The organism is Natronosalvus caseinilyticus (assembly GCF_017357105.1).
In the GTDB taxonomy this organism is placed as follows: Archaea; Halobacteriota; Halobacteria; order Halobacteriales; family Natrialbaceae; genus Natronosalvus; species Natronosalvus caseinilyticus.
This window is the reverse complement of the sequence record NZ_CP071596.1, coordinates 3,578,667-3,602,397: the sequence shown is the minus strand read 5'-3', so window position 1 is coordinate 3,602,397 and position 23,731 is coordinate 3,578,667. Positions and strand designations below refer to the sequence as shown.

The 23,731-nt window shown below is 65.0% G+C and carries 26 protein-coding genes; 6 read left to right on the top strand and 20 right to left on the bottom strand.

The window, feature by feature from the left end; all coding sequences use genetic code 11:
* Positions 1 to 44 precede the first annotated feature (44 nt).
* Together J1N60_RS17465 and J1N60_RS17460 are read left to right on the top strand one after the other, a co-directional pair.
* Positions 45 to 2,021: a 3-hydroxyacyl-CoA dehydrogenase/enoyl-CoA hydratase family protein gene (locus J1N60_RS17465; protein ID WP_312909226.1), complete on the top strand. Its 1,977-nt coding sequence runs from the start codon at positions 45 to 47 to the stop codon at positions 2,019 to 2,021.
* A gap of 119 nt (positions 2,022 to 2,140) precedes the next feature.
* Positions 2,141 to 2,524 carry a hypothetical protein gene (locus tag J1N60_RS17460; RefSeq protein ID WP_312909225.1) on the top strand — a complete coding sequence of 128 codons (384 nt, stop codon included), beginning with the start codon at positions 2,141 to 2,143 and terminating at the stop codon, positions 2,522 to 2,524.
* On the opposite strand, the gene J1N60_RS17455 is transcribed toward J1N60_RS17460, so the two are convergent.
* The 18 genes from J1N60_RS17455 to J1N60_RS17370 form a co-directional block, all read right to left on the bottom strand.
* Complete coding sequence (locus J1N60_RS17455; protein WP_312909224.1) at positions 2,512 to 3,084, bottom strand: NUDIX domain-containing protein; 573 nt, start codon at positions 3,082 to 3,084, stop codon at positions 2,512 to 2,514. The genes J1N60_RS17460 and J1N60_RS17455 overlap by 13 nt on opposite strands.
* A gap of 104 nt (positions 3,085 to 3,188) precedes the next feature.
* Entirely contained in the window at positions 3,189 to 3,995 is an 807-nt protein-coding gene (locus J1N60_RS17450) for a CBS pair associated ParBc domain-containing protein (protein WP_312909223.1), read from the bottom strand.
* 130 nt (positions 3,996 to 4,125) lie between these two features.
* Positions 4,126 to 5,721: a DHH family phosphoesterase gene (locus J1N60_RS17445; RefSeq protein ID WP_312909222.1), complete on the bottom strand. Its 1,596-nt coding sequence runs from the start codon at positions 5,719 to 5,721 to the stop codon at positions 4,126 to 4,128.
* Between the two features lie 41 nt (positions 5,722 to 5,762).
* Positions 5,763 to 7,370, bottom strand: a complete 1,608-nt coding sequence (locus J1N60_RS17440) for an NADH-quinone oxidoreductase subunit N (RefSeq protein WP_312909221.1) — start codon at positions 7,368 to 7,370, stop codon at positions 5,763 to 5,765.
* Positions 7,370 to 8,896 (bottom strand): complex I subunit 4 family protein, encoded by a 1,527-nt coding sequence (locus tag J1N60_RS17435; RefSeq protein ID WP_312909220.1) that lies wholly within the window; start codon positions 8,894 to 8,896, stop codon positions 7,370 to 7,372. Before J1N60_RS17435 ends, J1N60_RS17440 begins: the two co-directional genes overlap by 1 nt.
* Positions 8,893 to 10,929, bottom strand: a complete 2,037-nt coding sequence (gene nuoL, locus J1N60_RS17430) for an NADH-quinone oxidoreductase subunit L (RefSeq protein WP_312909219.1) — start codon at positions 10,927 to 10,929, stop codon at positions 8,893 to 8,895. The genes J1N60_RS17435 and nuoL overlap by 4 nt, the downstream gene beginning before the upstream one ends.
* A gap of 4 nt (positions 10,930 to 10,933) precedes the next feature.
* A complete protein-coding gene (gene nuoK, locus J1N60_RS17425; RefSeq protein ID WP_312909218.1) occupies positions 10,934 to 11,239 on the bottom strand; it encodes an NADH-quinone oxidoreductase subunit NuoK in 306 nt (101 codons plus the stop codon).
* Positions 11,236 to 11,637, bottom strand: coding sequence for a hypothetical protein (locus J1N60_RS17420; RefSeq protein WP_312909217.1), 402 nt, complete (start codon positions 11,635 to 11,637; stop codon positions 11,236 to 11,238). The genes nuoK and J1N60_RS17420 overlap by 4 nt, the downstream gene beginning before the upstream one ends.
* Complete coding sequence (locus tag J1N60_RS17415; protein WP_312909216.1) at positions 11,634 to 11,912, bottom strand: NADH-quinone oxidoreductase subunit J; 279 nt, start codon at positions 11,910 to 11,912, stop codon at positions 11,634 to 11,636. The genes J1N60_RS17420 and J1N60_RS17415 overlap by 4 nt, the downstream gene beginning before the upstream one ends.
* A 62-nt stretch (positions 11,913 to 11,974) precedes the next feature.
* The gene (locus J1N60_RS17410) at positions 11,975 to 12,436 is read right to left on the bottom strand and encodes a NuoI/complex I 23 kDa subunit family protein (RefSeq protein WP_253437332.1); all 462 of its coding nucleotides are present in this window, start codon (positions 12,434 to 12,436) and stop codon (positions 11,975 to 11,977) included.
* Positions 12,433 to 13,551, bottom strand: a complete 1,119-nt coding sequence (locus J1N60_RS17405; RefSeq protein ID WP_312909215.1) for a complex I subunit 1/NuoH family protein — start codon at positions 13,549 to 13,551, stop codon at positions 12,433 to 12,435. Before J1N60_RS17405 ends, J1N60_RS17410 begins: the two co-directional genes overlap by 4 nt.
* The gene (locus J1N60_RS17400; RefSeq protein WP_312909214.1) at positions 13,548 to 15,203 is read right to left on the bottom strand and encodes an NADH-quinone oxidoreductase subunit D; all 1,656 of its coding nucleotides are present in this window, start codon (positions 15,201 to 15,203) and stop codon (positions 13,548 to 13,550) included. Before J1N60_RS17400 ends, J1N60_RS17405 begins: the two co-directional genes overlap by 4 nt.
* On the bottom strand, positions 15,200 to 15,904 hold the full coding sequence (locus tag J1N60_RS17395; protein WP_312909213.1) for an NADH-quinone oxidoreductase subunit B: 705 nt from the start codon (positions 15,902 to 15,904) through the stop codon (positions 15,200 to 15,202). Before J1N60_RS17395 ends, J1N60_RS17400 begins: the two co-directional genes overlap by 4 nt.
* Entirely contained in the window at positions 15,901 to 16,314 is a 414-nt protein-coding gene (locus J1N60_RS17390) for an NADH-quinone oxidoreductase subunit A (RefSeq protein ID WP_312909212.1), read from the bottom strand. The genes J1N60_RS17395 and J1N60_RS17390 overlap by 4 nt, the downstream gene beginning before the upstream one ends.
* Before the next feature lie 279 nt (positions 16,315 to 16,593).
* Positions 16,594 to 17,226 carry an AIR carboxylase family protein gene (locus tag J1N60_RS17385; protein WP_312909211.1) on the bottom strand — a complete coding sequence of 211 codons (633 nt, stop codon included), beginning with the start codon at positions 17,224 to 17,226 and terminating at the stop codon, positions 16,594 to 16,596.
* Between the two features lie 39 nt (positions 17,227 to 17,265).
* On the bottom strand, positions 17,266 to 18,444 hold the full coding sequence (locus J1N60_RS17380) for a 5-(carboxyamino)imidazole ribonucleotide synthase (RefSeq protein ID WP_312909210.1): 1,179 nt from the start codon (positions 18,442 to 18,444) through the stop codon (positions 17,266 to 17,268).
* 74 nt (positions 18,445 to 18,518) lie between these two features.
* Positions 18,519 to 19,463: a glycosyltransferase family 2 protein gene (locus tag J1N60_RS17375; protein WP_312909209.1), complete on the bottom strand. Its 945-nt coding sequence runs from the start codon at positions 19,461 to 19,463 to the stop codon at positions 18,519 to 18,521.
* Between the two features lie 88 nt (positions 19,464 to 19,551).
* Positions 19,552 to 20,256, bottom strand: a complete 705-nt coding sequence (locus J1N60_RS17370; protein WP_312909208.1) for a class I SAM-dependent methyltransferase — start codon at positions 20,254 to 20,256, stop codon at positions 19,552 to 19,554.
* Positions 20,257 to 20,347: 91 nt separating this feature from the next.
* On the opposite strand from J1N60_RS17370, the gene J1N60_RS17365 reads away from it, so the two are divergent.
* A complete protein-coding gene (locus J1N60_RS17365) occupies positions 20,348 to 20,485 on the top strand; it encodes a hypothetical protein (RefSeq protein ID WP_312909207.1) in 138 nt (45 codons plus the stop codon).
* A gap of 32 nt (positions 20,486 to 20,517) precedes the next feature.
* Here J1N60_RS17365 and J1N60_RS17360 read toward each other — a convergent pair whose 3' ends face one another.
* Positions 20,518 to 20,922 carry a PPOX class F420-dependent oxidoreductase gene (locus tag J1N60_RS17360; protein WP_312909206.1) on the bottom strand — a complete coding sequence of 135 codons (405 nt, stop codon included), beginning with the start codon at positions 20,920 to 20,922 and terminating at the stop codon, positions 20,518 to 20,520.
* Between the two features lie 135 nt (positions 20,923 to 21,057).
* On the opposite strand from J1N60_RS17360, the gene J1N60_RS17355 reads away from it, so the two are divergent.
* The 3 genes from J1N60_RS17355 to J1N60_RS17345 all read left to right on the top strand — a co-directional run bounded on the left by J1N60_RS17355 (position 21,058) and on the right by J1N60_RS17345 (position 23,027).
* Positions 21,058 to 21,339: a MarR family transcriptional regulator gene (locus tag J1N60_RS17355; protein WP_312909205.1), complete on the top strand. Its 282-nt coding sequence runs from the start codon at positions 21,058 to 21,060 to the stop codon at positions 21,337 to 21,339.
* A 107-nt stretch (positions 21,340 to 21,446) separates the two neighbouring features.
* The gene (locus J1N60_RS17350; RefSeq protein WP_312909204.1) at positions 21,447 to 22,277 is read left to right on the top strand and encodes an MBL fold metallo-hydrolase; all 831 of its coding nucleotides are present in this window, start codon (positions 21,447 to 21,449) and stop codon (positions 22,275 to 22,277) included.
* Between the two features lie 36 nt (positions 22,278 to 22,313).
* On the top strand, positions 22,314 to 23,027 hold the full coding sequence (locus J1N60_RS17345; RefSeq protein WP_312909203.1) for a YkgJ family cysteine cluster protein: 714 nt from the start codon (positions 22,314 to 22,316) through the stop codon (positions 23,025 to 23,027).
* A 218-nt stretch (positions 23,028 to 23,245) separates the two neighbouring features.
* Here J1N60_RS17345 and J1N60_RS17340 read toward each other — a convergent pair whose 3' ends face one another.
* Positions 23,246 to 23,725 (bottom strand): TRAM domain-containing protein, encoded by a 480-nt coding sequence (locus J1N60_RS17340; RefSeq protein WP_312909202.1) that lies wholly within the window; start codon positions 23,723 to 23,725, stop codon positions 23,246 to 23,248.
* Positions 23,726 to 23,731: the final 6 nt, after the last annotated feature.

Here is a 23,731-nt window from a genome sequence, read left to right as displayed (position 1 = left end):
TCGAGAGGGAAACGTTGAAACGGGTGCCAGACGCATACGTTCCCATGGAACTGGAGGATATCAACACCATCGCAGTTCTCGGAGCGGGGAACATGGGCCACGGGATCGCCGAAGTGGCAGCGCTCGCGGGCTACGACGTGAACCTGCGTGACATAAAAGAGGAGTTCGTCCAGAACGGCTACGACCAGATCGAGTGGTCACTGGGCAAACTGGCCGAAAACGACCAGATCACCGACGAGGTAGCCGACGACACCCTCGAGCGGATCACGCCGCTGGTCGACGTGGAGGAGTCGGTCGCCGATGCCGACGTCGTCATCGAGGCCGTTCCCGAGAAGATGGACATCAAGAAGGACGTCTACGGCGAGGTCGAACAGTACGCGCCCGACCGCGCAATCTTCGCGACGAACACCTCCTCGCTGTCGATCACCGAACTGTCGGAGGTCACCGACCGCCCCGAGCAGTTTTGCGGGATGCACTTTTTCAACCCGCCGATTCGGATGCCGCTGGTCGAGGTCATCTCCGGGGCTCACACCGCCGACGAAACGCTCGACCTGATCGAGGCACTCGCCGAGGACGTCGACAAGTCGCCCGTCCGCGTCCACAAGGACAGTCCCGGCTTCATCGTGAACCGCGTGCTCGTCCCGTTGATGAACGAGGCGGCCTGGATGGTCTACGAGGACGAGGCCACCGTCGCCGAGGTCGACTCGACCGCGAAGTTCGACATGGGGCTCCCGATGGGCCTGTTCGAACTCACCGACCAGGTCGGTCTCGACGTCGGCCTGCACGTCCAGGAGTACATGCACGAAACCCTCGGCGAGGCCTACGCGCCGTGCCCGATGACCGAGGAGAAAGTCGAGGCCGAGGAACTCGGCAAGAAGACCGGCAAGGGCGTCTACGACTACGAGGACGGCGAGGGTGTCCAGATCCCGACAGACGAAGGGAAGGAGTGGATCGCCGACCGCCTGCTCGCCGTGATGGCCGACGAGGTCGCGCAGTTGATCGACGACGACGTGGCCGGTCCGGATGCCATCGACGAAGCGATGAAACTCGGCGCGGGCTTCCCCAACGGTCCGGCGAAGATGAGCGACCAGCGCGGCCTCGTGGACCTGCTCGAGGCCCTCGAGGACGCCTCCGACGAGAGCGGTGCGGCGCGACACGAGCCTTCGGACGCCCTCCGGGAGTTCGTGGACGAGGGCGGCTTTTACGGGCCCGACGAGGAGGGTGACGGCGAACTCGAGTTCGAGACCATTCGCCTCGAGTACCCCGGCAACATGGTCGGCCACGTCGTCATCGACCGGCCCCACCGGATGAACACGATCAGTTCGGAACTCCTCTCGGAACTGAGCGAGGCCATCGACGTCCTCGAGGACGACGACGAGGTGCGGGCGATCCTCATCACCGGCGAGGGCGAGAAGGCCTTCTCCGCGGGTGCGGACGTCCAGAGCATGGCCGCGGGCGGGGCCGACCCGCTTGGTGCGATCGAACTCTCGAAACAGGGTCAGGACACCTTCGGCAAACTCGAGTCCTGTAATATGCCCGTCGTCGCCGGTATCGACGGCTACTGTCTCGGCGGCGGGATGGAACTGGCGACCTGCGCCGACATCCGGATCGCCTCCGAACGGTCCGAACTCGGTCAGCCAGAACTCAACCTCGGGTTGATCCCCGGCTGGGGCGGCACCCAGCGACTCAAGCACATCGTCGGCGAGGGCCGCGCGAAGGAGATTATCCTCACGGCCGACCGCTACGAGGCCGAGACGATGGAAGACTACGGCTTCGTCAACGAGGTCGTGGGTAACGACGAACTGCTCGAGGAGGCCCTCGAGCTCGCCGAGAAACTCGCTGGCGGCCCGCCGATCGCCCAGCGCTTCACCAAGCGCTCGATGCTCGCCGGCCGCGACGACACCGATGCGGGTCTCGAACTCGAGGCCGCGGCGTTCGGTCACCTGATGGCCACCGACGACCTCATGACGGGGATCACGGCGTTCATGAGCGGCGACGACGCGGAGTTCGAAGGCAAGTAGGTCGTCGAAACGGCGTTCGAGCGATTCGTGTTTTATCGGCGCTTCGGAACCGTGCTCGAGCGAGCGTGAACAGTCAATCATCCAGAAAATATTTATCGATAAAAGGTTACTATTACAACATGAGTTCCCGCCCTCCACCCGCCCGCTCCACTCGTTCGTCGACGACCACGTCGTACGCGAGCGGACAGTCTCGACCGCTCGGCGTCTCGATCATCTGCGTCCTCGGCGGCCTCGGATTCCTGTTCGCCTGGATCCCGATCCTCCAACTGCTCGCCTACGGCGGCGTCGGTACGATCCTCGCGTTCGTGTTCACCGTCGTCAACGTTGGCATGCTGGCCGTCCTCGTCGGCCTCTGGAACATGCAGGGATGGGCACTGACGTGGGCGCTCATCCTCTACGGACTCAGCGCGCTCCTGGACCTGGTGACGCTCAACCTCGTCGGCCTGCTCATCTCCCTCGTGATTCTGGCCTACCTGCTGAGCGTGAGCGATCAGTTCGCGTAACGCTCGAGGAGTCGCCGGAGTTCGGATTCCATCGGCACCTCGTCCAGTGCCGTGGGCTCGAGCCAGGCGTACTCGGAAATGGGTTCGTCGTCGTTCGGGTTCGCCTCGATGTCTACCGTCCCACCGACTACCGCACACTCAAAGACCACGGAGACGGTGCCCTGCTCGCCGTCGGCCCAGGTGTAGGCGAACGCCTCGAGCGGGTCGCCGACGTCGACCTCGAGGCGCGTCTCCTCGTACACCTCGCGCACGAGGGCGTCTCGCGGGTCCTCACCGATTCGTGCGCGGCCGCCGGGGACGCCCCAGATCGGCCCGCTCGGCATGTCGTGTTTGAGGAGGAGGTAGGCGCCGTCGTTTGCGATCAGGCCGCGGACGGAGGCGTCCGCGTGGGCGCAGTCGTCGCTGCCAGCGTGGATGTCTGTGTCGCTGCCAGCGTCAGCGTCAACGTCGACGTCGATGGGGTCGTCAGCAGTCGCAGAGCCGTCAGCGGTAGCAGGATCGTCGACGCCACGGTGGTCGCTTTCGGGGTCACCTGAATTACGGAAACCGTCCTCTCGCATACCCGAGGACGACGCGGCGTGGACAAAATTCTGCTGATCGCTGATTCTCGGTTCCGACCGCTCGCTGGTCACTCACTGGCCCCTTGGTGGTCGCTATTGTGCAATCATTGCTCGCTCGACTGCAATCGTTTGGTCGTCTCCACCAGCGGATGTCTCGCGTAATCGACGACTTCGATGTCGCAGATGGATTCGAGACCCTCCTTTTTCGCCGTCTCGGCCATTCCCAGCGAGAGGCGCCGATCGACCACGATCACGTAGGCGTCCATCTTCTCGAGGTCGATTCGGTCGGCGGCCATCACCCGGTGGTGGCCGTCGGCGAGCAACAACTCGCCGGCGTTGTCGATGACGACGAGGGGTTCGGCCAGTCCCCGCTCGAGTTCGTACTTCCGGCCCTCGAGTTCGTCCGCGTAGACCCGACCCTGGGTCGGGGTCAGGTCGGACAGCTTGATCATCCGGCGTTCCTGGCGCAACTCGACTTCGTGGATGTTCTCGAGGGTCCGCATGAGCTTGCCGACCTTCTCGGGGGTCGCGCGTTCGATCTGGCTCCGGATCACGTCGGCGTTCGCGATGATCCCCACGAGGTTGCCGGCGTCGTCGACGACCGGAAGTTTCTGGATCCCCGATCGGAGGATCACTCTGGCGGCGTCGATCACCTTCATGTCGGGGTGGGCGACGATCAATTCGCGGGACATCACCCGGAAGATGGGTGCGTCGTCGTCGGCGAGCAGGAGGTCACGCGCGCTCACGAATCCCTCGACCCGGCGGCGATCACAGACGGGAAAGCCGCTGTGTTCCTCGCTCTCGGCGATCCGTTCGGCGACCGAGGCAACCGTCTGGTCGGGCGAGACCGTCACCACGTCTCGCGTCATGTAGTCTTTTACGCGGGGTTTGCTGTCGGTGACGATGTCCATGCTCGTTCCATCGTCGGCGGCCGTAAAAAACGCTCCTCTCTGCGGTTCGTCGCGTCAGTTCGACTCGTCGGGTCGCCTCGTTGGCTCGTCGGCTCGCGCGCGCTTCGTCGATACAGGCCTCGAGCCCCGCTCACCCGTCGCGTTCGGCGTCGGCTTCGAGCTGTTCGTCCAGGAGGGCGCTCGAGCCGAACAGCATCTCGCTGGTCTGGCTGTAGATACCGACGGGAGTCCCCGGCTGGGTATCCACCGCCTCGAAGAAGCGGTCTGTGATGACTTCTTCGACGATATTCAGGATGGACTCGCGCTCGGTGCTCTCCTCCATGTCACCGAGGACGCCCATCTCGAGTTGCGCCCCGGCCATGTCGGCGTGCCCGCCGGCGCTTCCGATCTGGTCGAACGCGTCGCGAAGCGTCTCCCCGAGGTCGAGGTCGTTCCCACGTGAACGCGCCGAGACGAACACCATCTCGTCACGAAAGCCGAATACCAGGGTCGTGTCGATGCCATCCATGGCGAGCAGTTGGTCGGCTGCCTGGGGCAGCGCGTCGCGGTCAGTGATGCGTCCGGCGCTGGCGGCGATCACCGATCCACGCTGGACGCGGTTCTTGATCGCTCGCGCGACGGTATCGAGGGTGTCGCCCTCGACGGTCGGGTACTCGATCTTTCGGAGCGTCGCGAAGTCGACGGCGTCCCAGAGCATTGCAGCAGCCTCGAAATCGGGTGGTGAGATTTCCCGGGTGAAGTCCCTGGTATCGACGCGAATCCCGTAGAGCAACGCCGTCGCAATCTGGCTATCGACGTCGATCCCGAAGTACTCGAGGTACTCGGTGAGGACCGTACTCGTCGCGCCGACGCGCTGGCGGAGGTCGTAGAACTCGCCCGGGACCGGTCCGCGCGGCGGGTGGTGGTCGATCACGATGTCGATATCGAGATCCGCCGGAAGCTGGTCGTTCACGCCGGGTCGAGAGTGGTCGACGAGCGCGAACGCATCGTACGCTTCCAGCGAGTCCGTCGGCTCGAGTGTGCGAAGGTCGAGGTCCAGCAAGTTGACCATCGCCCGGTTCTCCTGGTGGGAAATCTCGCCGTAGTAACAGGCCTCGGCCTCGACGCCGACGCTCTCGGCGAGTTCGACCAGCGCGACGGCGCTCGCGATGGCGTCCGGATCGGGGTTATCGTGCGCGATGACGGCGAGCGTCCCCGTGATCTGAGAGAGGTGGGCCCGCAGTTCGATCGCCTTCTGGGCCCCCTGTGAGACCGTACGCTCGGCGACCCACTCGACGACGGTTTCGATCGAATCGACGACGTGGGTCGCCTGCCGTTCGATGGTTCGTCTGTCGTCCTGGCGGTCCGCTTCGGACTCGCTCTCACCCACGTACGCCACGAATATCGCGTCGGGAAATACCGCTCGCGCCGTCTCGAGCGTCCGCCGGTTCTCGCCACTGTCGTCACCGGCGACGAACACGAGATCCGGCGAGCCGGATTCGAACTCCAGTTCGAGGTTTTCGAGAAGCGACCGCTCCGACGGCTCGCCTTGCCGAGCTCGCACGTTCTCCTCCCGAAGCGTCTCGACCACGTCTTCGTCTCTCGAGACGACGAACAACGTCTTGCGATCACGTGCCGTCGTGGCGGAGCCGGCGGTCGATCGAAGGGGTGGCGGGGCCGAGTCCGGCAGCCGCTCGACGACGCGTTGTCCGACGTCCCCACATCCGAGGACGAGCCGGGAGACCATACCGCGGATTTCCACCGAACAGGGTAAAAGCTACCGGGTATTCAGGAGACGACGACCGCACTCGCCGCGTCGATCGCGAGGTCCGCAACCGGCCCGAAGCCGGGCAACAGAACGAGCGTCATCACGGCGGCGAAGACGATGGCCGCGTACAGTCCCGTCGGCGAGCCGCCGAAGTCCCGGTCGACGCCCGAGACTGGGTCGTCGATCCAGACGGCCTTCACGAGCCGCGAGTAGTAGTACAGCGACAGCGCGCTGTTGACCACCAGCGCGGCCGCGACGATCAACATCGCGGGGTTGGCCGACGCCGCCTCGAGGGAGCCCGTGAACAGGAAGTACTTGCTCCAGAAGCCGCCGAAGGGCGGGATGCCGGCGAGGCTGAACATGAACACGGCCAGGGCGGCACAGGCGACGGGCGCCCGGGCCGCGAGGCCGTTGTAGTCCTCGAACGTTCGGCCGACGCCCCAGTACTCCGCCAGGGCGACGAACAGGAACGCGCCGGTGTTCATGAAGCCGTAGACCAGCAGGTGCATCATCGCGGCGCCGAGAACGAGTTCGCCGCCGTCGACGGTCAGCCCCGCCAGCCCGATCAGCGCGTAGCCCGCGTGCCCGACCGAGGAGTACGCGAGCATTCGCTTGACGTTCTCCTGGGTGGCCGCCGCGAAGTTCCCGACCGTCATCGTGACGATGGCCAGGATGATGAACGCGTGAGTCCACTCGAGGCCGATGATCTCGGCCGTCGCCTCAAGCGGGAACGCCGTCGTGAACACGCGAAAGAGGATCACGAAGCCGGCGGCCTTCGAGGCCGAGGAGAGGAACGCCGAGATCGGTGCCGGCGCCCCCTCGTAGGCCTCCGGCGCCCAAAAGTGGAAGGGTACGCTCGAGGTCTTGTACGCGAAGCCACCGATGAGCATCAGGAGCCCCAGTCCGAGCAGACCGCCCATCTCGGAGACGTCGTGGCCCGATCCGGGCTCGGCCTCGCCCGTGACGACGTCGGCGATGGCCTCGAGTTGCAGGTGGCCGGTGACGCCGTAGACGAGGCTGATCCCGAAGACGAAGATGGCCGAGGAGAACGCGCCGATCAGGAAGTACTTCAGACCGGCCTCGACGCTCCCACGGTTGGTCTTGAGGATGGACACGAGCGCGTAAGAGGGGAGACTCGCCAGCTCGAGGGCGAGAAAGATGGTGACGAGGCTGTTCGCCGCGGCCATCGTCGACATCCCGGTCGCCGCGAGCAAGAGCAGCGAGTAGTACTCGGCCTGGTAGGTGTGTCCGGCCATGTAGTCGTAGCTCGCGATCGCCACCATCGCGGTGACGACGGCGACGACGATCATGAAGAACAGCGCCATCTGGTCGACGATCATCTGGCCGCCGAAGAGGTCGATGGCGCCGGCCCCGGCCTGGGACTCGCCGACGACGAACCAGAGGTCGTAGCCAGCGTCGGCGTTCTCGGAGCCGGTTCCCGCGACGGCGAACCAGACCGCGATGGCGAGCGAGACGATGGCGCCGGTGGCGGCGATGCCAGCGAGCGCCGGGCGGTTCGTCGACCGCGGGCTGATGCTGTCGAAGACGAACAATACCATGGCGGTCAGGGCCAGCGCGAGCGTCGGCGCGAGTGCGAGCCACTCCGCCGGCACGAGTGCGTTAACCATCAGGCACCACCTCCCTGTTCGAGGATCGGATCGACTGCGTCAAGGATCATGTCGAAGATCAACTCCGGTGCGACGCCGAGGGCGATGATCAGCCCCAGCAACACGAACATCGGCGCGACGTCGTGGAACGGCGCGCGACCGATTTCGTAGTCGGTCTCGAGCCGGAAGGGGCCAAACAGCGTCCGCTGCATCGCGAACAGCAGGTAGCCGGCGACGATGACGATGCCGAACATCGCCAGGCCGGTAAACAGCGGCGCGTACGTCAGCACCTCGGAACCGAAGGTCCCGAAGAAGATGAAGTACTCCGCCGCGAAGCCGCTCATCAGCGGCAGGCCCATGTAGCCGAACGCGCCGGCGATGAGGATACCGACGGCGATGGGCATCTTGTCGGCCATCCCGGACATGTCGGTAACCATCCGGGTGTGGGTGGCGTTGTAGATCACGCCGACGGCCATGAACATCAGGCCCGAGATCAGGCCGTGGGAAACCATCTGGAAGGTCGCGCCGCCCACGCCGAAGTGAGTGAACGCGATCAGGCCGAGGATCACGTAGCCCATCGACGAGACAGAGGAGTAGGCGACGATCCGCTTGAGGTCCGTCTGGGCCAGCGCCAACATCGCGCCGTAGATGACGCTGATCACGGCGATGGCTGCGATCGGAATCGCGTACAGCTCGACCTGCTCGGGGAACATCGTGAAGTTGAACCGGAGCAGGGCGTAGGTCCCCATCTTCAGCAGGACGCCCGCCAGGAGCACCGACGCTGGCGTCGGTGCCTCGACGTGAGCGTCGGGCAGCCAGGTGTGGAACGGCACCACGGGGACCTTCACGGCGAAGCCGATGAACATCGCGATGAACACCAGCGAGGCGACCGTGCTACCGGCGACGCCGGCGAATCCCTCGGGGCCACCCGCGAGCATCGCCTGCGTAATCTCCGTGAGCGCGAACGACGAGACGTCGAGGCTGAAGACGAGCGTCATGAACGCCCCGAACATTAGCAGCGAGGCGACGTTCGTGTAGACGAAGAACTTGATCGCGGCGTACTTCCGGCGCGGGCCGCCCCAGACCCCGATCAGCAAGTACATCGGGATGAGGACGGCCTCCCAGAAGATGAACCAGACGAAGAAGTCCAGCGCAGCGAAGACGCCGATCAGGTTCGCCTCGATGAACAGGATCAGGCCGTAGAACTGCGACTGGCGCGTGTCGATCGGCGTCCACGAACTCAAGATCGCGAGCGTCGAGAGGACCGTCGTCAGGACGACCAGCGGCAGGCTGATGCCGTCGAGCCCGACGTACCACGAAATCTCGTAGGCGCCGAGTTCGATCCAGGTCGTTCGGGACTCGAATGCGAGCGTGCCGCCGTCGACTAACGCGTTCCCGCTGCCGTCGAAGGCAGTGAACAGCCAGACCGACAGCGCGACCGGCACGAGGCTGATCGCAAAGGCTAGTTTTCCGGCGATACGGTTGGGCGCGAGGAACGTCACCAGCGCGCCCACAAACGTGACTGCGAGTAGCGTCTCGATCATCATACGAACCACCCTCCGAGCACGCCGAGCACCACAAGCAACGCGATGAACCCGACGATGATCAGTGCCGCGTAGTTCGTCACGACACCGGTCTGCAACCGCTTCACGCGGCTTCCGCTAAAGAGGCTCACGCTCGAGACGCCGTTGACGACGCCGTCGATGACCGTCTGGTCGAAGCGGTCGGCGGCTCGAGCCACCGGCAGCGTGAACTTCTCGGCGAGCCAGACCTGGTACTCGTCCTGGTAGTAGTTGCTGCGCAGGACGGTTCGCGCGCTGCCCAGGTTCTGGGTGTGTGGGACCGGGTCGGGTACGTTGTACAGGATGTACGCGAGGCCGGCGCCCGCGAGCGCGAGGCCGAGCGAGAGGCCGGCGCCGAGCAAGAGCGTGATCGTCTCGGAGCCGATGTAGCCCTCCTCGAACGCCACGGCGTCGTGGTAGGCGTGGTAGGTCAGGTCGGAGAACCCGCCGTACTCGCCGTCGAGCCAGAACTCGAGGAACGTGATCTCGGCGCCGGTGAGCTTGTAGATCGGCGCGAGGTTGGCAGCGCCGGCGACCAGCGCCAGCACGCCCAGCGTCGCGAGCGGAATCTTGATCGGCAACCCGACCGGGTGGGGGTTGCGCGCGGTCTCCGTCCGGGGTTCACCGTGGAAGGTCAGGAAGACCATCCGGAAGGTGTAGAAGCCGGTGAAGAACACGGCGATCAGGCCCATCGCGTACGCTGCGAGGAAGATCGGCTGCTCGAGGCCGACGATGAGAGCGTCGTAGAGGATCTCGTCTTTCGACCAGAAGCCCGAGAACGGGACGATGCCCGCGAGCGCGAGTGCGCCCGCGAGGAACGTGTAGTAGACGACGGGGGCTCTGTCCTTGAGCCCGCCCATCTTCCACATGTCCTGTTCGTGGTGCATGAGGACGATGACGGCCCCGGCGCCGAGGAACAGGAGCGCCTTGAAGAAGGCGTGGTTCATCAGGTGGAAGACGCCAGCGACGTAGCCGCCGACGCCCAGTCCGAGCATCATGTAGCCGTACTGGCTGATGGTCGAGTACGCGAGCACCTGCTTGATGTCGTCTTTGACGACGCCCATCGTCGCGGCGAAGAGTGCGGTGAAGCCGCCGGTGAAGGCGATGACCGCGAGCGCCGTCGGCGACTGGGCGTAGAAGCCGAACATGCGGGCGACGAGGTAGACCCCGGCGGCGACCATCGTCGCGGCGTGGATCAGGGCCGACACCGTGGTCGGACCCTCCATCGCGTCCGGGAGCCAGGTGTGCAGCGGGAACTGCGCGGACTTCCCGATGACCCCGCCCAGGACGAGCAGGCCGGTGATCGTCACCCAGGTCTGGGCGTCGAAGCCGAACAGGGTCTCCTCGTTGCTGATCGCTTCCTCGGCGGCGGCGACGAACGAGCCGTCGCCCTGGAAGGCGAGGGTGCCGAAGGTCGCACCGATGGCGACGACGCCGATGAGGAAGAAGTAGTCCCCGAAACGGGTCACCAGGAACGCCTTCTTCGCGGCCGATGGCGCGGATTCGGTGCGGAACCAGAAGCCGATGAGCAGGTACGAACAGAGACCTACCAGTTCGAAGAACATGAACGCCATCAGCAAGTTGTCCGCGACGACGAACGCGAGCATGCTGAACGTAAACAGCCCCAGCTCGGCGTAGTAGCGTCGCAGCCCCGTTTCACCTTCGGCGTTCATGTAGCCGAGACTGAACAGGTGGACGAGGAACGCGATGAGCGTCACGATGACGAGCATCAGTGCCGACAGCGGGTCGAGCAGGATGCCGAACGTGAACTCGATCGTCTCCTCGCCGGTCTGACTCAGCGCGTCGCCGGCCACCCACGTGAAGTACGTCTCCTGTCGCTGGCCGCCGGTCGCGACGCCTGCCAGCACGAACAATGACAGGACCAGCGACCCGGCGGTCGCGACGATGCCGGCGAGTGCGCCCTTCTTCGGCATGTAGTCGCCGAAGAGCAACGCGACGACGAACGCCGCGAGCGGCAGGAGGACGATTGCCGGCGCCAGATCGAATGCAGTTTCCATAGAATTACCACCTCATTGCCGACGGAACCGTGACGTCGACGTCACGGAAGTTTCGATACAGCACCAGGATGATCCCGAGGCCGACGGCGACCTCTGCAGCCGCCAGCGCCATCGTAAACAGGGCGAACACCTGCCCCGTGAGATTGCCGTGATAGGACGAGAACGCGATCAGATTGACGTTGGCCGCGTTCAGCATCAACTCGACGGACATCAGGAACATCAGTGCGTTGCGACGCGTCAGGACGCCGAACAGCCCGATACAGAACAGGGCCATCGCCAGCAGGACGTAGGACGTGACCGCGACGGTCACCGGTCCTCACCTCCGTCGGTGGCGGCTTCGGCGCTCCCACTCCGGCTCGAGTCCGCCGGCTGACTCTGCGTCGAGAGCGCGGTGACGGGTTCGCCAGCCTCTTCGCGCTTTGCGAGCACGAGCGAGGCGTCGAGGGCGGCGTCGAGGACGACGGCGATCAGCAGGAACGAGAAGAGGAACGGCTCGGTGTTGCCCATTCCCATCTCGCCCGACTGCAGCGCCGTGTAATCGAACATCGCGTAGCCGATCTCGGCGGTGATCGACACGCCCTCGGGGAAGCCGACCATGTTGCCGAGGCCGGCGTTCCACGTGATCAGCGCCATCATCGCGAAGAGTACCACGGCGAGCACGCCGGGTACCAGGCTCGTTCCGAGTCGGAGCTTCGGGCCCGTCGTCATGCCCGCGGCACCTCCTCGTCCGGTTCCGATTCCTTCTCCGCCTGCGTGAGCATCACGGCGAACGTAATGAGGATGAGAACCCCGCCCACGTAGACGAGAATCTGCATCATGGCGACGAACTCCGCCGCCAACATCACGTAGTAGACCGCGACGCTCGTCAGCGACACGCCCAGCAGGAGCGCCGAATGCCACGGATCCTGCATGAGCACGACGCCAACTGCACTGCCCAGCGTGACGAACGCGAACAGTGCGAACGCGATCAGCTCGTATGTCATTGGTGTTGTCTGGTGTTGTATGCCCTTTGTAGATTTCGAGATGGGCTGGTCTCTAACTGGTGTTACTGGTAGTCGACCTCTCCTTCGCCCTCGCCGATCCAGCCGCCGCGGTCGGGTTCCCGGGACTCGAGCGGATCGATGTCCTTGTACCACGGAACGGCCTTCAGCTGCTCTTTGTTGTAGACGAGGTCGTGTTTCGTGTCGCCCGTGAACTCGAAGTTCTGGGTGAGCAAGATGGCGTCGACGGGACAGACCTCCTCACAGAGTCGGCAGTAGACGCACTGGCCGATGTGGAGGTTGTACTGTTCGCCGTTTCGTTGGGCGTCCGTGACGATCTGGATCGTGTCGTTCGGACAGACGTTCTCACACTGGCGACACCAGATACAGCGCTCCTGGCTGAACTTGTGGACGCCGCGGAACCGCGGCGAGACGTCCGGTGTCGTCTCGGGGTACTCCACCGTGAAGGTGTTGCCGTCCAGTGCGTGTTTCATCGTCGTGGCCATGGATTTGAGGAGTCCGATCATGGGAATACCACCATCGCGAGGGCGAGATCGGTCTCGAGGAGACCCACGATGATCGCCGTGAACACCAGGTTGGCGAAGGCGAGCACGAGCATCCCCTTCCAGCCGATCTCGATGAGCTGATCGATTCTGACGCGCGGAAGCGCCGAGCGGAGCCACTGGGTGAACAGGAAGACGCCCCAGATCTTGATGGTGAACCAGACGATACCCGGAAGTACCGGGCCGGCCGGGCCACCGAGGAAGATCGTCGCGATGATCGCCCCGCCGAGGAAAATGTGGATGAACTCCCCGAGGTAGATCAGGACGAAGTAGACGCTCGAGTACTCGGTCTGGTAGCCAGCAACGAGTTCGGTCGGCGCCTCGGGCGTGTCGAACGGGTTACGGCCGACCTCCGCCACGTTCGCCACGAGGAAGAGGACGAACGCGAACGGGTTGACGAACGCGTACCACATCGGAATGTCGAGGCCGCCGAGGCTGATCAGCGTCTCGGCCTGTGCGGCCACGATTTCACTCATCTGCAGGGTGCCGGCGAAGATGACGACGGACATCCCCGTGACGACGAGCGGGATCTCGTAGGCGACGTTCTGGGCGACCGCGCGCAGGCCGCCGAGCATCGAGTACTTGTTCGCGGAGGCGTAGCCGGCCATCACGAGGCCGACGCTAGCGATGCCGGCGACGGCGAAGACGTACGCCAGTCCGACCTCGGGGTCCGCGAGGTGGATGCCGGATCCCATCGGGATGACGGCGAATCCGAGCAATGCGGACGCGGCGATGACGATCGGCGCGAGGTCGTACGCCGGGCGGTCGGCGTTCTCGGGGATGATGAGTTCCTTCGAGAGCAGGCGAACGGCGTCGGCGACGATGATCAACAGGCCGAACGGACCGATTCGGTTGACCGCGATTCGGTCGGTGAACGCGGCCGTGATCTTCCGTTTCGCCCACGGACCGGCGACGGCGGTCATCGTCAACATGAACGTGCCGACGAAGGCTGCCGCGAGTAACGTCGCGATCAGTTCGCCGCCGAATCCGAGGTTGTTGAGCCCGGTCAGGTCCCCGAGGCGTTCGGGGAGCAAGGGGCCGCTGTCGCTCTGGAGCGGGGACAGACCTGCCGCGGTCATCGATCCACCTCCCCGAGCACGATGTCGAGGCTCCCGAGCGAGGCGATCAGGTCCGGGATGTACTCGCCGCGGGTCATCTCGGGTAGTGCCGAGAGGTTGTGGAAACACGGACTGCGGATCTTGAAGCGGCCGGGCTTGTCCGTTCCGTCCGAACGGATGTAGATGCCGAGTTCGCCCTTGGCTGCTTCGACACCGCGGTAAACTTCCGTGTCCGCCGGCGGCTTGAGCGTCCGGGGGACGTTACTCTGGATCTCCCGGTCGTCCTCGGGCCAGTCCTCGAGCAAGTCGACACACTGCTCGATGATCTTCGCGCTCTCTTCGACTTCCTGCATGCGCACGAGCACGCGCGAGTAGTTGTCCATCCCGTCTTCGGTGATGACGTTCCACTCGAGGTTCTCGTAGTAGCCGTAGGGGTCGTCCCGCCGGAGGTCGATGTCGACCCCGGAGCCGCGAGCGGTCGGGCCGGTCGCGCCGTAGGATTTGGCGACCTCCGGCTCGAGGATGCCGGTGTCGACACACCGGATCTGGAAGATTTCGTTGGTGACGATCAGGTCCTCGTACTCTGCGACCTTCTGGGGGAGGTCGTCGAGGAAGTCCCGCGTCTTCTCGAAGAACTCCTCGCGGGGTTCGGGCAGGTCCCAGGCGACGCCGCCCAGGCGGAAGTAGTTGAACATGAGCCGCTGGCCCGTGAGGTCCTCTAAGATGTCCTGGACGACCTCGCGGTCGCGGAACGCGTACTGGAAGACGGCGGTGAAGTCGCCGAAGACGTCCAGCGCGAAGGTACCGAGCGCCAGCATGTGCGCGGCGATCCGGCACAGTTCTGCGCCCATCGTCCGGATGACCTGGGCGTACTCGGGGACCTCGATGTCCGCGAGGTCCTCGACGGCCCGGGCGTAGGCCCACTCGTTGAGCAGGCCGGCCGAGACGTAGTCCCAGCGGTCGGGATAGGGCATGATCTGGTGGCGGTAGGTGCCCTGCTGGCACATCTGCTCCTCACAGCGGTGGAGGTAGCCGATGTCCGGGTCGACGTCGACGACCGTCTCGCCGTCGAGGACGGTCTTGACGTGCAACACGCCGTGGGTCGCCGGGTGGTGGGGCCCGACGTTCAGGAACATCGTGTCCGTGTCCGAATCGTGGTGGTCGGGCTGGAGCGGGTTGGCGTGTTCCGACAGCGTCACGACTTGCGGTTTCTCCTGGTTGTAGTCGTTCGAAAGCGGGTGTCCTTGCCAGGTCTCGGGCAGGAGAATCCGTCGCGGGTCCGGGTGGCCTTCGTAATCGATGCCGACGAGGTCGAAGTTCTCGCGTTCGGCCCAGTCGGCCGCCCGGAAGACGGGTTCGGCCGTCTGGCTGACGGGGTCGTCAGTCGACGTCGGGACGACGACGCTGACCTCCTGGGTCGGGTCGTCGTACTTCTTGAGGTGGTAGATAGACTCGTAACGGTCCGCGTACTGCTGGGCCGTCACGCAGGAGAGGTAGTCGAAGCCGGCCTCGTCGCGGAGGTCGAAGAGCACGTCCTGGACGGCGTCCGGCCGAATAACGAAGCCGGGCGCGTTCATGTGATCGTCTCGCGCGAGCGCGCGGTCGCCGATCAGTGCCTCGAGTTCGTCCTCGGAGACCTCGAGCCCCCCTCGGGGTTCGAGTTCAGTACTCATGGCGAGTCACCCCAGTTGTACCGCATGACGAGGTCTTCCTCGTCGATTTCGGCTGCCAGTTTCTGAACGAGTTCGTCCCGTGGGAGGTCGCCGAACTCCTCGAGTTCGTAGGGTTTGACGACGACCGGCGAGGACTCGCCGTTGGCGATGCGCTCCTGGAGTTTGGCGACGCCGTAGATGAGCGCCTCTGGCCGTGGTGGACAGCCCGGAACGTGGATGTCGACCGGGATGATCTCCTCGGCACCCTTCACGACGTTGTACCCTTCCTGGAACGGACCGCCGGAGATCGTACACGAGCCCATGCCGACGACGAACTTGGGTTCGGGCATCTGGTCGTAGACACGCTTCATGCGCGGTCCGAACTTCGAGACGATGGTCCCGGGAACGATCATGACGTCGGCCTGTCGCGGCGACGCGCGGGGGACGCCGGCCCCGAATCGATCGAGGTCGTGTTTGATCGCGTACGTGTGAATCATCTCGATGCTGCAGCAGGCGATGCCGAACTGCAGCATGAACATCGACGACCCACGGACCCAGTTCATGAACTGGTCGAACTTGGTGAGGATGAACGGCGAGGCTCCGAACGCCTCCCGCAGCTTCGAGTTCATCCTGGCGTCGACGCCGGCACCCATGCGGGCGTCGCGGTCCGCTGTCGAGGGAGCGGTACTCTCGTAAATTTGTTGGGTTGGTTGGTTACTCATGGTCGATCGACCTCGGATTCGACCTGCTGGGGCGATTTCGCCCACTGTACGGCACCGTTGCGCCAGGCCCACGCGAGTCCGACGACGAGGATGGCGACGAAGAGCAACATCGGACCCAGTGTGGACGCGAGTCCGTACTCCTCGGCTCCGAGCGCATCGGCGTAGGTGACTGCCCAGGGGAACAACAGGACGGTCTCGATGTCGAAAACGAGGAAAAGCATCGCAACCATGTAGTACTGGATGTTGAACCGAATGCGCGTCCCGCCGGTCGGCACCTCGCCACTCTCGTAGGTGGCACGTTTGCTCGTCTCGGGGACGGTCGGCCGCAAGAGGTACGATGCCGCCATCATGCTGAGCGGAATCAGTAGCCCCACGAGCGCCAGCGCCCCGATAGCTATCCAATCGTTCATCTCCGTAACGTTCGGGGGTTGGAAACGCACCCATATAAGGGTTGATTCTTTGTTTTTCGCCCGATTTCGACCCGCTGGAGCCCCTTGCGAACGGATCGCTCGAGTGAGAGTCAGCCGCCCCGAACGGTCGTCGCCGTCGAGGCGGGAAAAAACGGCAGAATGCGGCCGGTATGCCGTCGCTCGAGGTGTGGCTTCGATCCGGTTCGACGCGAGGCCACCTATCGGTGTCGAGGCGCGGCCTCAATCCGGTCCGACGAGTGGCCACGCGACGGTCGCCGGCTACTCCTCGCGGTAGGTCGTCACACCACCGTCATGGAGCCGCTTCGAGACGGCGCCGACCTTGAGCTGGAGGTTCTCGTGGTAGGCCACTAACCGCTCGCGAATCTCGTCGTGCTGGCGGGCGAGAATCTGGGCGGCCGACAGCGCCGCGTTGAACGACTTGCCCGCGTCGACGGCCGTGAGCGGGGCGCCCGTCGGCATCCCGATGACGCTGTCGACGGACTTCTCCTGGACGGGGACGCCGATGACGGGCAGGGGATAGGCGATGGAGGCCGTCATGTTCGGCAGGTCCGCCGATTTCCCGCCCGCGCCGGCGATGAGTACCTCGAGGCCGCGGTCCTCGGCCGTCTCGGCGTAGGCCGCCATCAGGTCGGGCGTGCGGTGAGCGGAGGTGACGTAGGTCTCGAAGGTGAAGCGCTCCTCGGGCGGGTTCTCGTAGTCGGTCTGTTCACCGAAGCCGAGTTCGCCGACGAGGGCGTCGTAGGCGCCGGGTCGCCGACCGCCGGTCAGCATGACCTCGAGGTCGGAGTCGCTACCCATGACGATGCCCACGTCGGGGGTCTCCTCGGTGGGTCGGTCCTGGTCGGCTTCGCGGTGCAGTCGGTCGATGAGGTCGGATACGGTGTCTGCCATCTGTGTGATGTCTCTGGTCGTGTTTCTGTTCTGATGCGTTCACTGACTTTCGAACGCCACCGCGTCTCGAAGCCCGCGGGCGCGCTCGAGCAGTTCCTCGCGTGTCTGATCCTCGCGCGTCTCGTCGCCGTCGGCGGTCACCGTGACGTGGCCCATCTTCCGGAGCGGCCGGGCCTCCCGCTTGCCGTACCAGTGGAGGCTCGCGGCGGGCGCCTCGAGGATTCGTTCGACGTTTTCGAGGGCGGCCGGTCGTGGCTCCTCGACGTCGGCGAGCAAGTTCGTCGAGACCGTCGGCACCCGAAGGGCGGTCGAACCGAGAGGCCACCCCAGGACCGCCCGTACGTGCTGTTCGAACTGCGAGGTGCGGGCGCCCTCGATGGTCCAGTGACCCGAATTGTGTGGACGCGGGGCGATTTCGTTCAGTAGAATCTCCCCGTCCCGGGTTTCGAACAACTCGATTCCGTATATTCCGCGCCCCTCCATCACCTCGAGCACGTCCTCGGCGACCTCGCGGGCGCGTTCGAGCACGGCGTCGCTCGAGCGGGCGGGAACGACGGTCTCTCGCAGAATCTCGTCTTCGTGGACGTTCTCCCCGACGGGGAACGTTGCCGTCTCGCCGTAGCCCTTGGCCGCGATGACCGAAATCTCGCGCTCGAAGTCGACGAAGGACTCGACCATCGCCGGCCCGGCCACGGCCTCGAGGGCGGCTTCGGCGTCGGCTTTCGACTCGACGGGGACGTTTCCGCGCCCGTCGTACCCGCCGGTTCGGGCCTTGAGCATCACTGGGGCACCGTAGTCGTCGATGGCCTCGCGAACGTCGGCGGCGTCCTCGACCGCCCGAAACGGCGGCACCGGCACTCCGGCGCCCTCGAGTTCGCGCTTCTGGACCAGTTTGTCGTGAATCGTCCGCAGCGTCGCCGGATCGGGGTGGACGGGGACGCCGGTCTCCTCGCGGACGCGCTCGAGGGCGTCCTGGTCGGCGAGTTCGATCTCGAAGGTGAGGACGTCGGCGCGTTCGGCGAGCTCCTGAATGCGGGCCTCGTCGTCGAAGTCCCCCACGAGCTGGTCGCGGCTGACGCCCGCGGCTGGGCAGTCTGGCGTCGGATCGAGGACGATCACGTCGACGCCGAGCGGCGAGGCGGCCTCGGCGAGCATTCGGCCGAGTTGCCCGCCGCCGACGACGCCGACCGTCGGGCCAGGTGACTCGAGAGTCGTCATGTCCGGCGATTCTCAGCGGTCGGGTATAAGGATTCTCACTCTGTATCTGTACGCGCAGTACTCGCCCGTCTCGGTCACTCCGGGGCGGCGTCCGGATTCTCGCCGTCGGTGGACCGACGGTCGTACACGCGGACGGCTCGATCGTGGCGCGTCGAGACCCCGTTCGGGTTCCGTCTCGGGGTCCGATCGTCGTAGCGGGCTCGAAACCCGTCGACGAGGCCGCGAGCCGATCCCTGGAGCACGTCGACGCCGTTCCCGAGCCAGTTCGTCGGCGTCCCCTCGCCTGAAAAGATGGCGCGAGCGCCGCTCGCGGCGTCGGCAATCGCTCGACAGACGAGGCGACCGAGTGCGGTCGGCCTAGGCCCGTAGTTCTTGGTCAGTCGGTAGCCGAGCGACTGGTACCGATCGCCCCAGTCCCGGTCGGGCGTGCCGCCGTCGGTTCCGACCTCGCTTCGGACCGCCATCTCGGGGAGCCAGGTCACGTCGAAGCCCAGTCCGGCGAGTCGATGGGAGCAGTCCTGGGCACCCGCGGTCGGCACGTACTCGTCGAACCCGTCGAGGTCCTCGAGCACCGTCCGATCGAACGCGACGTTGGCGCCCTCGAAGAGGGTGACCGACCGGCCGACGATCGACGTCGAGTCGGTCCCTCGCGGGCCGCGATCCGTTTGCCCCCGGATCGGGCCCGTAACGACCTCCGCGTGACCGGTGATGGCTGTCTCGAGGGCGTCGTACCATCCGGGTTCGACGACGTACTCGCCGGTGAGGAAGACGACCACGTCGCCGGTCGCCGCCTCGAGGCCTGCGTTCCGCGAGACGTTGCGGGCGCGATCCGAAATCTCGACGAGCACGTCGACGTCGTCGCGCTCGCGGACGGCCCCCGTCGTCCCGTCCGAGGACGGCCCGTTGACGACGATCACTTCGCTCGAGGCTGGGAGCCGGTCGTCGAGGGCGTCCAGGCACGAGAGCAACCGCTCCCGGTCGTTCAGCGTCGAGACGACCACCGAGAGCGTCGCGTCCATACGAACGTGTAAACGACACCGATACTAAAAATAGACCGGGTTCGCGTTGATACAGTCAGTTCTGCCGACATGACGCGAGAGCGCCGTCTCAGAGCCTGACGTTCCAGTACGAGACCGACATCAGGTGGTCGCTCAGCGGGAGTCGACCGACTGCCCGGTCGATCGCTCGGATCGGTGACGCGAACGCATTCGGGATCGCGCGATAGAGTCCGTAGGGGACGAGGAAGTCGTCCTCGACGTCGACCAGTTCGAGACCGTTTTTCGCCAGCAAGATGCTCACTTCGCTCTTCGAGTACAGCCGCGATCCCATCGGTAGCGCCCAGTTGTAGACGCTTCGCGTGCTGAATCGGTTGAACGTGTCGAAGACGATTCGTTCGCGGGAGACGCGTTTCATCTCGCTCAAGAACGCCGCCGGGTCGTCCGCGAGGTGGAAAAAGCGCATCGCGACGACGGTATCGAAGTGGTCGTCCGGGAACGGTAGCCGGCCCGCGTCACCGCGGAGAAACTCGAGCGTTCCCGAGACGCCGGCGGCTTTCGCTTTTCGGCGTCCCTGCTGTAACATCGCTGCGGAGATGTCGAGCCCGACGACGTTTGCCCCTTCCTGGGCCAGCATCACCGTGAATCGCCCGGTACCACAGGCGATTTCGAGTACGTCCTGATCCTCGAGCGGACCGAGCGCGTCGAGGACCGCGGCTTTCTCCCGGCGGTCGATTAGCTGCCCGCCGCGGGAGAATCGTTTCTCGTCGTACTCCTGGGCGACGTCGTCGGCCTGGTACCATTCCTGTCCTTTCACACTGAGCGAACCTACACGGGCCGGAGGATAAAACGATACTGGAGTCGGTTCGACAGAACGAGTTTTGTGCCGTGGTACCGTACTGCATAGTATGCCCACCTGCCCGTACTGCAAGCGAACGGTCGAGACCTCGGCGCTCATCCGTCACGAAACCGGCGACCTCCTGATCGTCCACTGTCCCGACTGTCACGGCGCGATCGGCACCTACCGGGAACCAGGACGGTTCTGAAATCGCAGTGGGTGTCTCGAGTGCGTCTCGAGTCAGTCACCGTTCGCGACCACGCGATCGGGTCGAATCCGTAGAATAACGCGTTCACCCGCTTCCTCGCCGTGATGCGGGTATTCCTCGCGCTCGAAGTACCGCCGGGTCAACTCGTCGATGTGCTCGACTGCCCCCTCGGCCGTGACTTCCTCGACTTCTCCGCGAATCGAGAGGTACCGGTACGGATCCTCGGGATCGGGAATCGAGACGCCGACCTTCTCGTTCTGGCGAACGTTTCGCTCTTTCTGGCGATTTCGGGCCGTGTTCACGAGGACGTACCCGTCTTCGTCACGGTCGATCCAGACCGGCGTCACCTGCGGCGTGCCGTCCGGCATGACGGTCGCGAGGTGAGCGACAGTTTTCCGTTCGAAGAGGTCCGCAAATCCCGCTGGGATAGAGTCCATACGCTCGTCTTGAGGCGCCGCGAAAAAGGTCCTCGGGCGCCGGATAGGTATGTGCCTTAAACACCTATTATAATCTCAATTGTTCGTATCCCCATATAGGGAAGGTTTACCAGTACGTCTCGGATCGTGTGTGGTATGAGCATGAGTACCGCTGACGACCATGCCGTAGCCGCCGAGGAGGTTCTCTCCGAGGCCGAATACCGCGACCGCCTCCGCGATCTGCCACCGAGTGCGAAACTCGTCGCGAAGGTTCTCGAATCCGATTCCCCGCTCTCGCAGGGACAACTCGCCGAGGAATCGCTCCTGCCCGACCGGACCGTCCGGTACGCGCTCAACCGCCTCGAGGAAGTCGACCTGGTGGACTCGCGGTACAGTTTCCGCGACGCGCGCAAGCAGGTCTACTACCTCCAGCACTGATCGCGAACTCCACTTACGTACCGACTGCGAACTGCACCCTGCCATACTCCCGGTGTCGCTCGCCGACACCGCCATTTTCAGCATCTCCGAGTCCCAACCGTGACCCGATGACGATCACGCGCCACCCGATCCCGGTCTCGACGCGGGCACCCGGCGGCCACACGAACGCCTACGTCGTCGGCGAGGACCCGGCTATCCTCGTCGATCCGGCCGGTCGAACGCCCGACCTCGACCGAATCGTTCGCGAGCGCGGGGTCGGCCACGTCGTGGTCACCCACACCCACCCCGACCACGTCGGCGCCGTCTCGTCGTACGCCGCGGAGCTCGAGGCGACGGTCTGGGCGCGCTACGGTCGAGACTTCCGATTCGAAGCCGCCACGGGCGTTCGAGCGGACGCGACCCTCTCCCCGGGGGACGTTCTCGAGGTCGGTGGCGGCTCCCTCCAGGTTCTCGACGCCCCCGGCCACGCCCCGGACCATCTCGCGTTCGTCGAGCGGAAAACGGGTGCGGTGCTCGTCGGCGACTGCGCCGTCACCGAGGGAAGCGTCGCCGTCGGCGCCCCCGAGGGCGACATGCGCGCGTATCTGAGTACGCTTCGACGGCTCTACGCTCGAGGCCCTCCGCGACTCTATCCGGGACACGGCCCGCCCGTAGCGGACCCACGCGAACGACTTGCTGCCCTCCTCGAACACCGGAAGCAGCGCGAGCGTCGCGTCCTCGCGGCCGTCGACGGGGGTGCCCGGACTATCGACGCGATTCTCGACGCGGCGTACGACAAACCGCTCGATGGCGTCCGGGATCTTGCTGGCGCGACGGTCGAGGCTCACCTCGAGAAACTCGCCGTCGAGGGGGCGGTGACCTGGGATGGCGCGCGGACCGATGTGACAGGAAGAGCCAGAGAGGGAGGGGCAGGGAGCAGGCGCGCCCGTGACGAGTGACTTATCCCCCGCTGTCGCCACCGACGACACGTATCCGTGAGCAGCGAATCACCCTCGACGTCACTCGAGGACGAACTCGAGCGCGCCCGTGCGCTGTCGGTCGACGACCTGGCGACGGCCATCGAGTCCATCGGCTTCGAGTGCACTCGCTGTGGCGCGTGTTGTCGAGGGCACGGGGAGGACGAGCACACCGCGACGGTGTTTCCCGACGAGGTGCGCGAACTCGGTGAGTCGAACGACGCATCCCAAGACGCCTCGAGCGAGGACACCAGCTACGACTGGCGCGACGTCGCCCGACCGATGCCCTACGGCCTGACCGAGGGCTCGGACGGACTCGAGGGCGAGACCTTCGAGTGGGCGCTCCAGACCGACGACTGCGGGGACTGCACGTTCTACACCGAAGACGACGGCGTCGGCGCCTGTACCGTCCACGAGGATCGCCCGCTGATCTGCCGGACCTACCCGTTCAGCGTTGCACTCGCGGGAACCAGCCAGCCGATGGGCGACGCCGTCGACGAGTCCGGGATCGTCCGTGCGCACGAGTGCGAGGGGCTCGGCCGCGATATTTCGAGGGGCGAGGCCGAAGACCTTGCTCGTGCGCTGAAAACTCGGGCCGTTCGCGAACTCGAGGAAGCGATCGCGGTTGTCGAGAATTACTCGCCCGCGGCCGCAGGTGGCGACGAGACGGTCGTCGTCCACGATTCGGAGGGGGCGAAACGGCCAGACGGGAGCCGACTCGAGGACGAGTAACCGGAACCGCGGTGGGACGGTTGTCGCTCAATTCCGGGTGCGATCCGCTGACAGCAGTTCGTCGGCAATCGCTCGCCAATGTGAGTCGACATTTGCCGCTGATAACTGATAGCCGATACCCGATAACTGATAGCCGGTAGCTGGTAGCCGGCAGCTGGTAGGCAATAGCTAGTAGCCGACCAGAACCTAGATCGGGGACGTGATCTCGAGAAAAACGGTCAGAACGTCTCCTCGATAATCTCGCCGACGGCGAAATTCGACTTGACCTCGCTGACCTCTATCTTCACGCGGTCACCAACGTCTGCACCGGGGACGATGATGACGTACCCGCGTTCGACGCGAGCGATCCCGTCGCCCTGCTTGCCGATGTCTTCGATCTCGACGTAGCGGGTTTCGCCGACGTCGACCGGCGGCTGCGGTTCCGATGGCGAGGTCGTCCGTGACGACGCCGTCCCCGAGCCGTCGGCGCCGGTCCCGGTTCCGGTTCCGGTTCCGGTCCCGCTGGCACTCGCGGTTCCAGCGTCGGTGTCGACGCTCGAGGCCGCGCGTTCACGCGAGATGAGCGCGACGCGGAGCACCTCCCCGGGTTCGACGTCCCCCGTATCGATCTCCTGACGCGGTATTTCGATGACGTAACGGTCGTCCTCTTCCGACACTTCTGTGCTAAACAGACACAGGAGTTTTTCAGATATTTCCACAGGTAG

What these genes read in the sequence shown, in the direction of transcription:
- J1N60_RS17465 (WP_312909226.1), top strand. Translation starts at nt 45, where the DNA reads ATGGAACTGGAGGATATCAACACCATCGCAGTTCTCGGAGCGGGGAAC.
- J1N60_RS17460 (WP_312909225.1), top strand. Translation starts at nt 2,141, where the DNA reads ATGAGTTCCCGCCCTCCACCCGCCCGCTCCACTCGTTCGTCGACGACC.
- J1N60_RS17455 (WP_312909224.1), bottom strand. Translation starts at nt 3,084, where the DNA reads ATGCGAGAGGACGGTTTCCGTAATTCAGGTGACCCCGAAAGCGACCAC.
- J1N60_RS17450 (WP_312909223.1), bottom strand. Translation starts at nt 3,995, where the DNA reads ATGGACATCGTCACCGACAGCAAACCCCGCGTAAAAGACTACATGACG.
- J1N60_RS17445 (WP_312909222.1), bottom strand. Translation starts at nt 5,721, where the DNA reads ATGGTCTCCCGGCTCGTCCTCGGATGTGGGGACGTCGGACAACGCGTC.
- J1N60_RS17440 (WP_312909221.1), bottom strand. Translation starts at nt 7,370, where the DNA reads ATGGTTAACGCACTCGTGCCGGCGGAGTGGCTCGCACTCGCGCCGACG.
- J1N60_RS17435 (WP_312909220.1), bottom strand. Translation starts at nt 8,896, where the DNA reads ATGATGATCGAGACGCTACTCGCAGTCACGTTTGTGGGCGCGCTGGTG.
- nuoL (WP_312909219.1), bottom strand. Translation starts at nt 10,929, where the DNA reads ATGGAAACTGCATTCGATCTGGCGCCGGCAATCGTCCTCCTGCCGCTC.
- J1N60_RS17420 (WP_312909217.1), bottom strand. Translation starts at nt 11,637, where the DNA reads ATGACGACGGGCCCGAAGCTCCGACTCGGAACGAGCCTGGTACCCGGC.
- J1N60_RS17415 (WP_312909216.1), bottom strand. Translation starts at nt 11,912, where the DNA reads ATGACATACGAGCTGATCGCGTTCGCACTGTTCGCGTTCGTCACGCTG.
- J1N60_RS17410 (WP_253437332.1), bottom strand. Translation starts at nt 12,436, where the DNA reads ATGATCGGACTCCTCAAATCCATGGCCACGACGATGAAACACGCACTG.
- J1N60_RS17405 (WP_312909215.1), bottom strand. Translation starts at nt 13,551, where the DNA reads ATGACCGCGGCAGGTCTGTCCCCGCTCCAGAGCGACAGCGGCCCCTTG.
- J1N60_RS17400 (WP_312909214.1), bottom strand. Translation starts at nt 15,203, where the DNA reads ATGAGTACTGAACTCGAACCCCGAGGGGGGCTCGAGGTCTCCGAGGAC.
- J1N60_RS17395 (WP_312909213.1), bottom strand. Translation starts at nt 15,904, where the DNA reads ATGAGTAACCAACCAACCCAACAAATTTACGAGAGTACCGCTCCCTCG.
- J1N60_RS17390 (WP_312909212.1), bottom strand. Translation starts at nt 16,314, where the DNA reads ATGAACGATTGGATAGCTATCGGGGCGCTGGCGCTCGTGGGGCTACTG.
- J1N60_RS17385 (WP_312909211.1), bottom strand. Translation starts at nt 17,226, where the DNA reads ATGGCAGACACCGTATCCGACCTCATCGACCGACTGCACCGCGAAGCC.
- J1N60_RS17380 (WP_312909210.1), bottom strand. Translation starts at nt 18,444, where the DNA reads ATGACGACTCTCGAGTCACCTGGCCCGACGGTCGGCGTCGTCGGCGGC.
- J1N60_RS17375 (WP_312909209.1), bottom strand. Translation starts at nt 19,463, where the DNA reads ATGGACGCGACGCTCTCGGTGGTCGTCTCGACGCTGAACGACCGGGAG.
- J1N60_RS17365 (WP_312909207.1), top strand. Translation starts at nt 20,348, where the DNA reads ATGCCCACCTGCCCGTACTGCAAGCGAACGGTCGAGACCTCGGCGCTC.
- J1N60_RS17360 (WP_312909206.1), bottom strand. Translation starts at nt 20,922, where the DNA reads ATGGACTCTATCCCAGCGGGATTTGCGGACCTCTTCGAACGGAAAACT.
- J1N60_RS17355 (WP_312909205.1), top strand. Translation starts at nt 21,058, where the DNA reads ATGAGCATGAGTACCGCTGACGACCATGCCGTAGCCGCCGAGGAGGTT.
- J1N60_RS17350 (WP_312909204.1), top strand. Translation starts at nt 21,447, where the DNA reads ATGACGATCACGCGCCACCCGATCCCGGTCTCGACGCGGGCACCCGGC.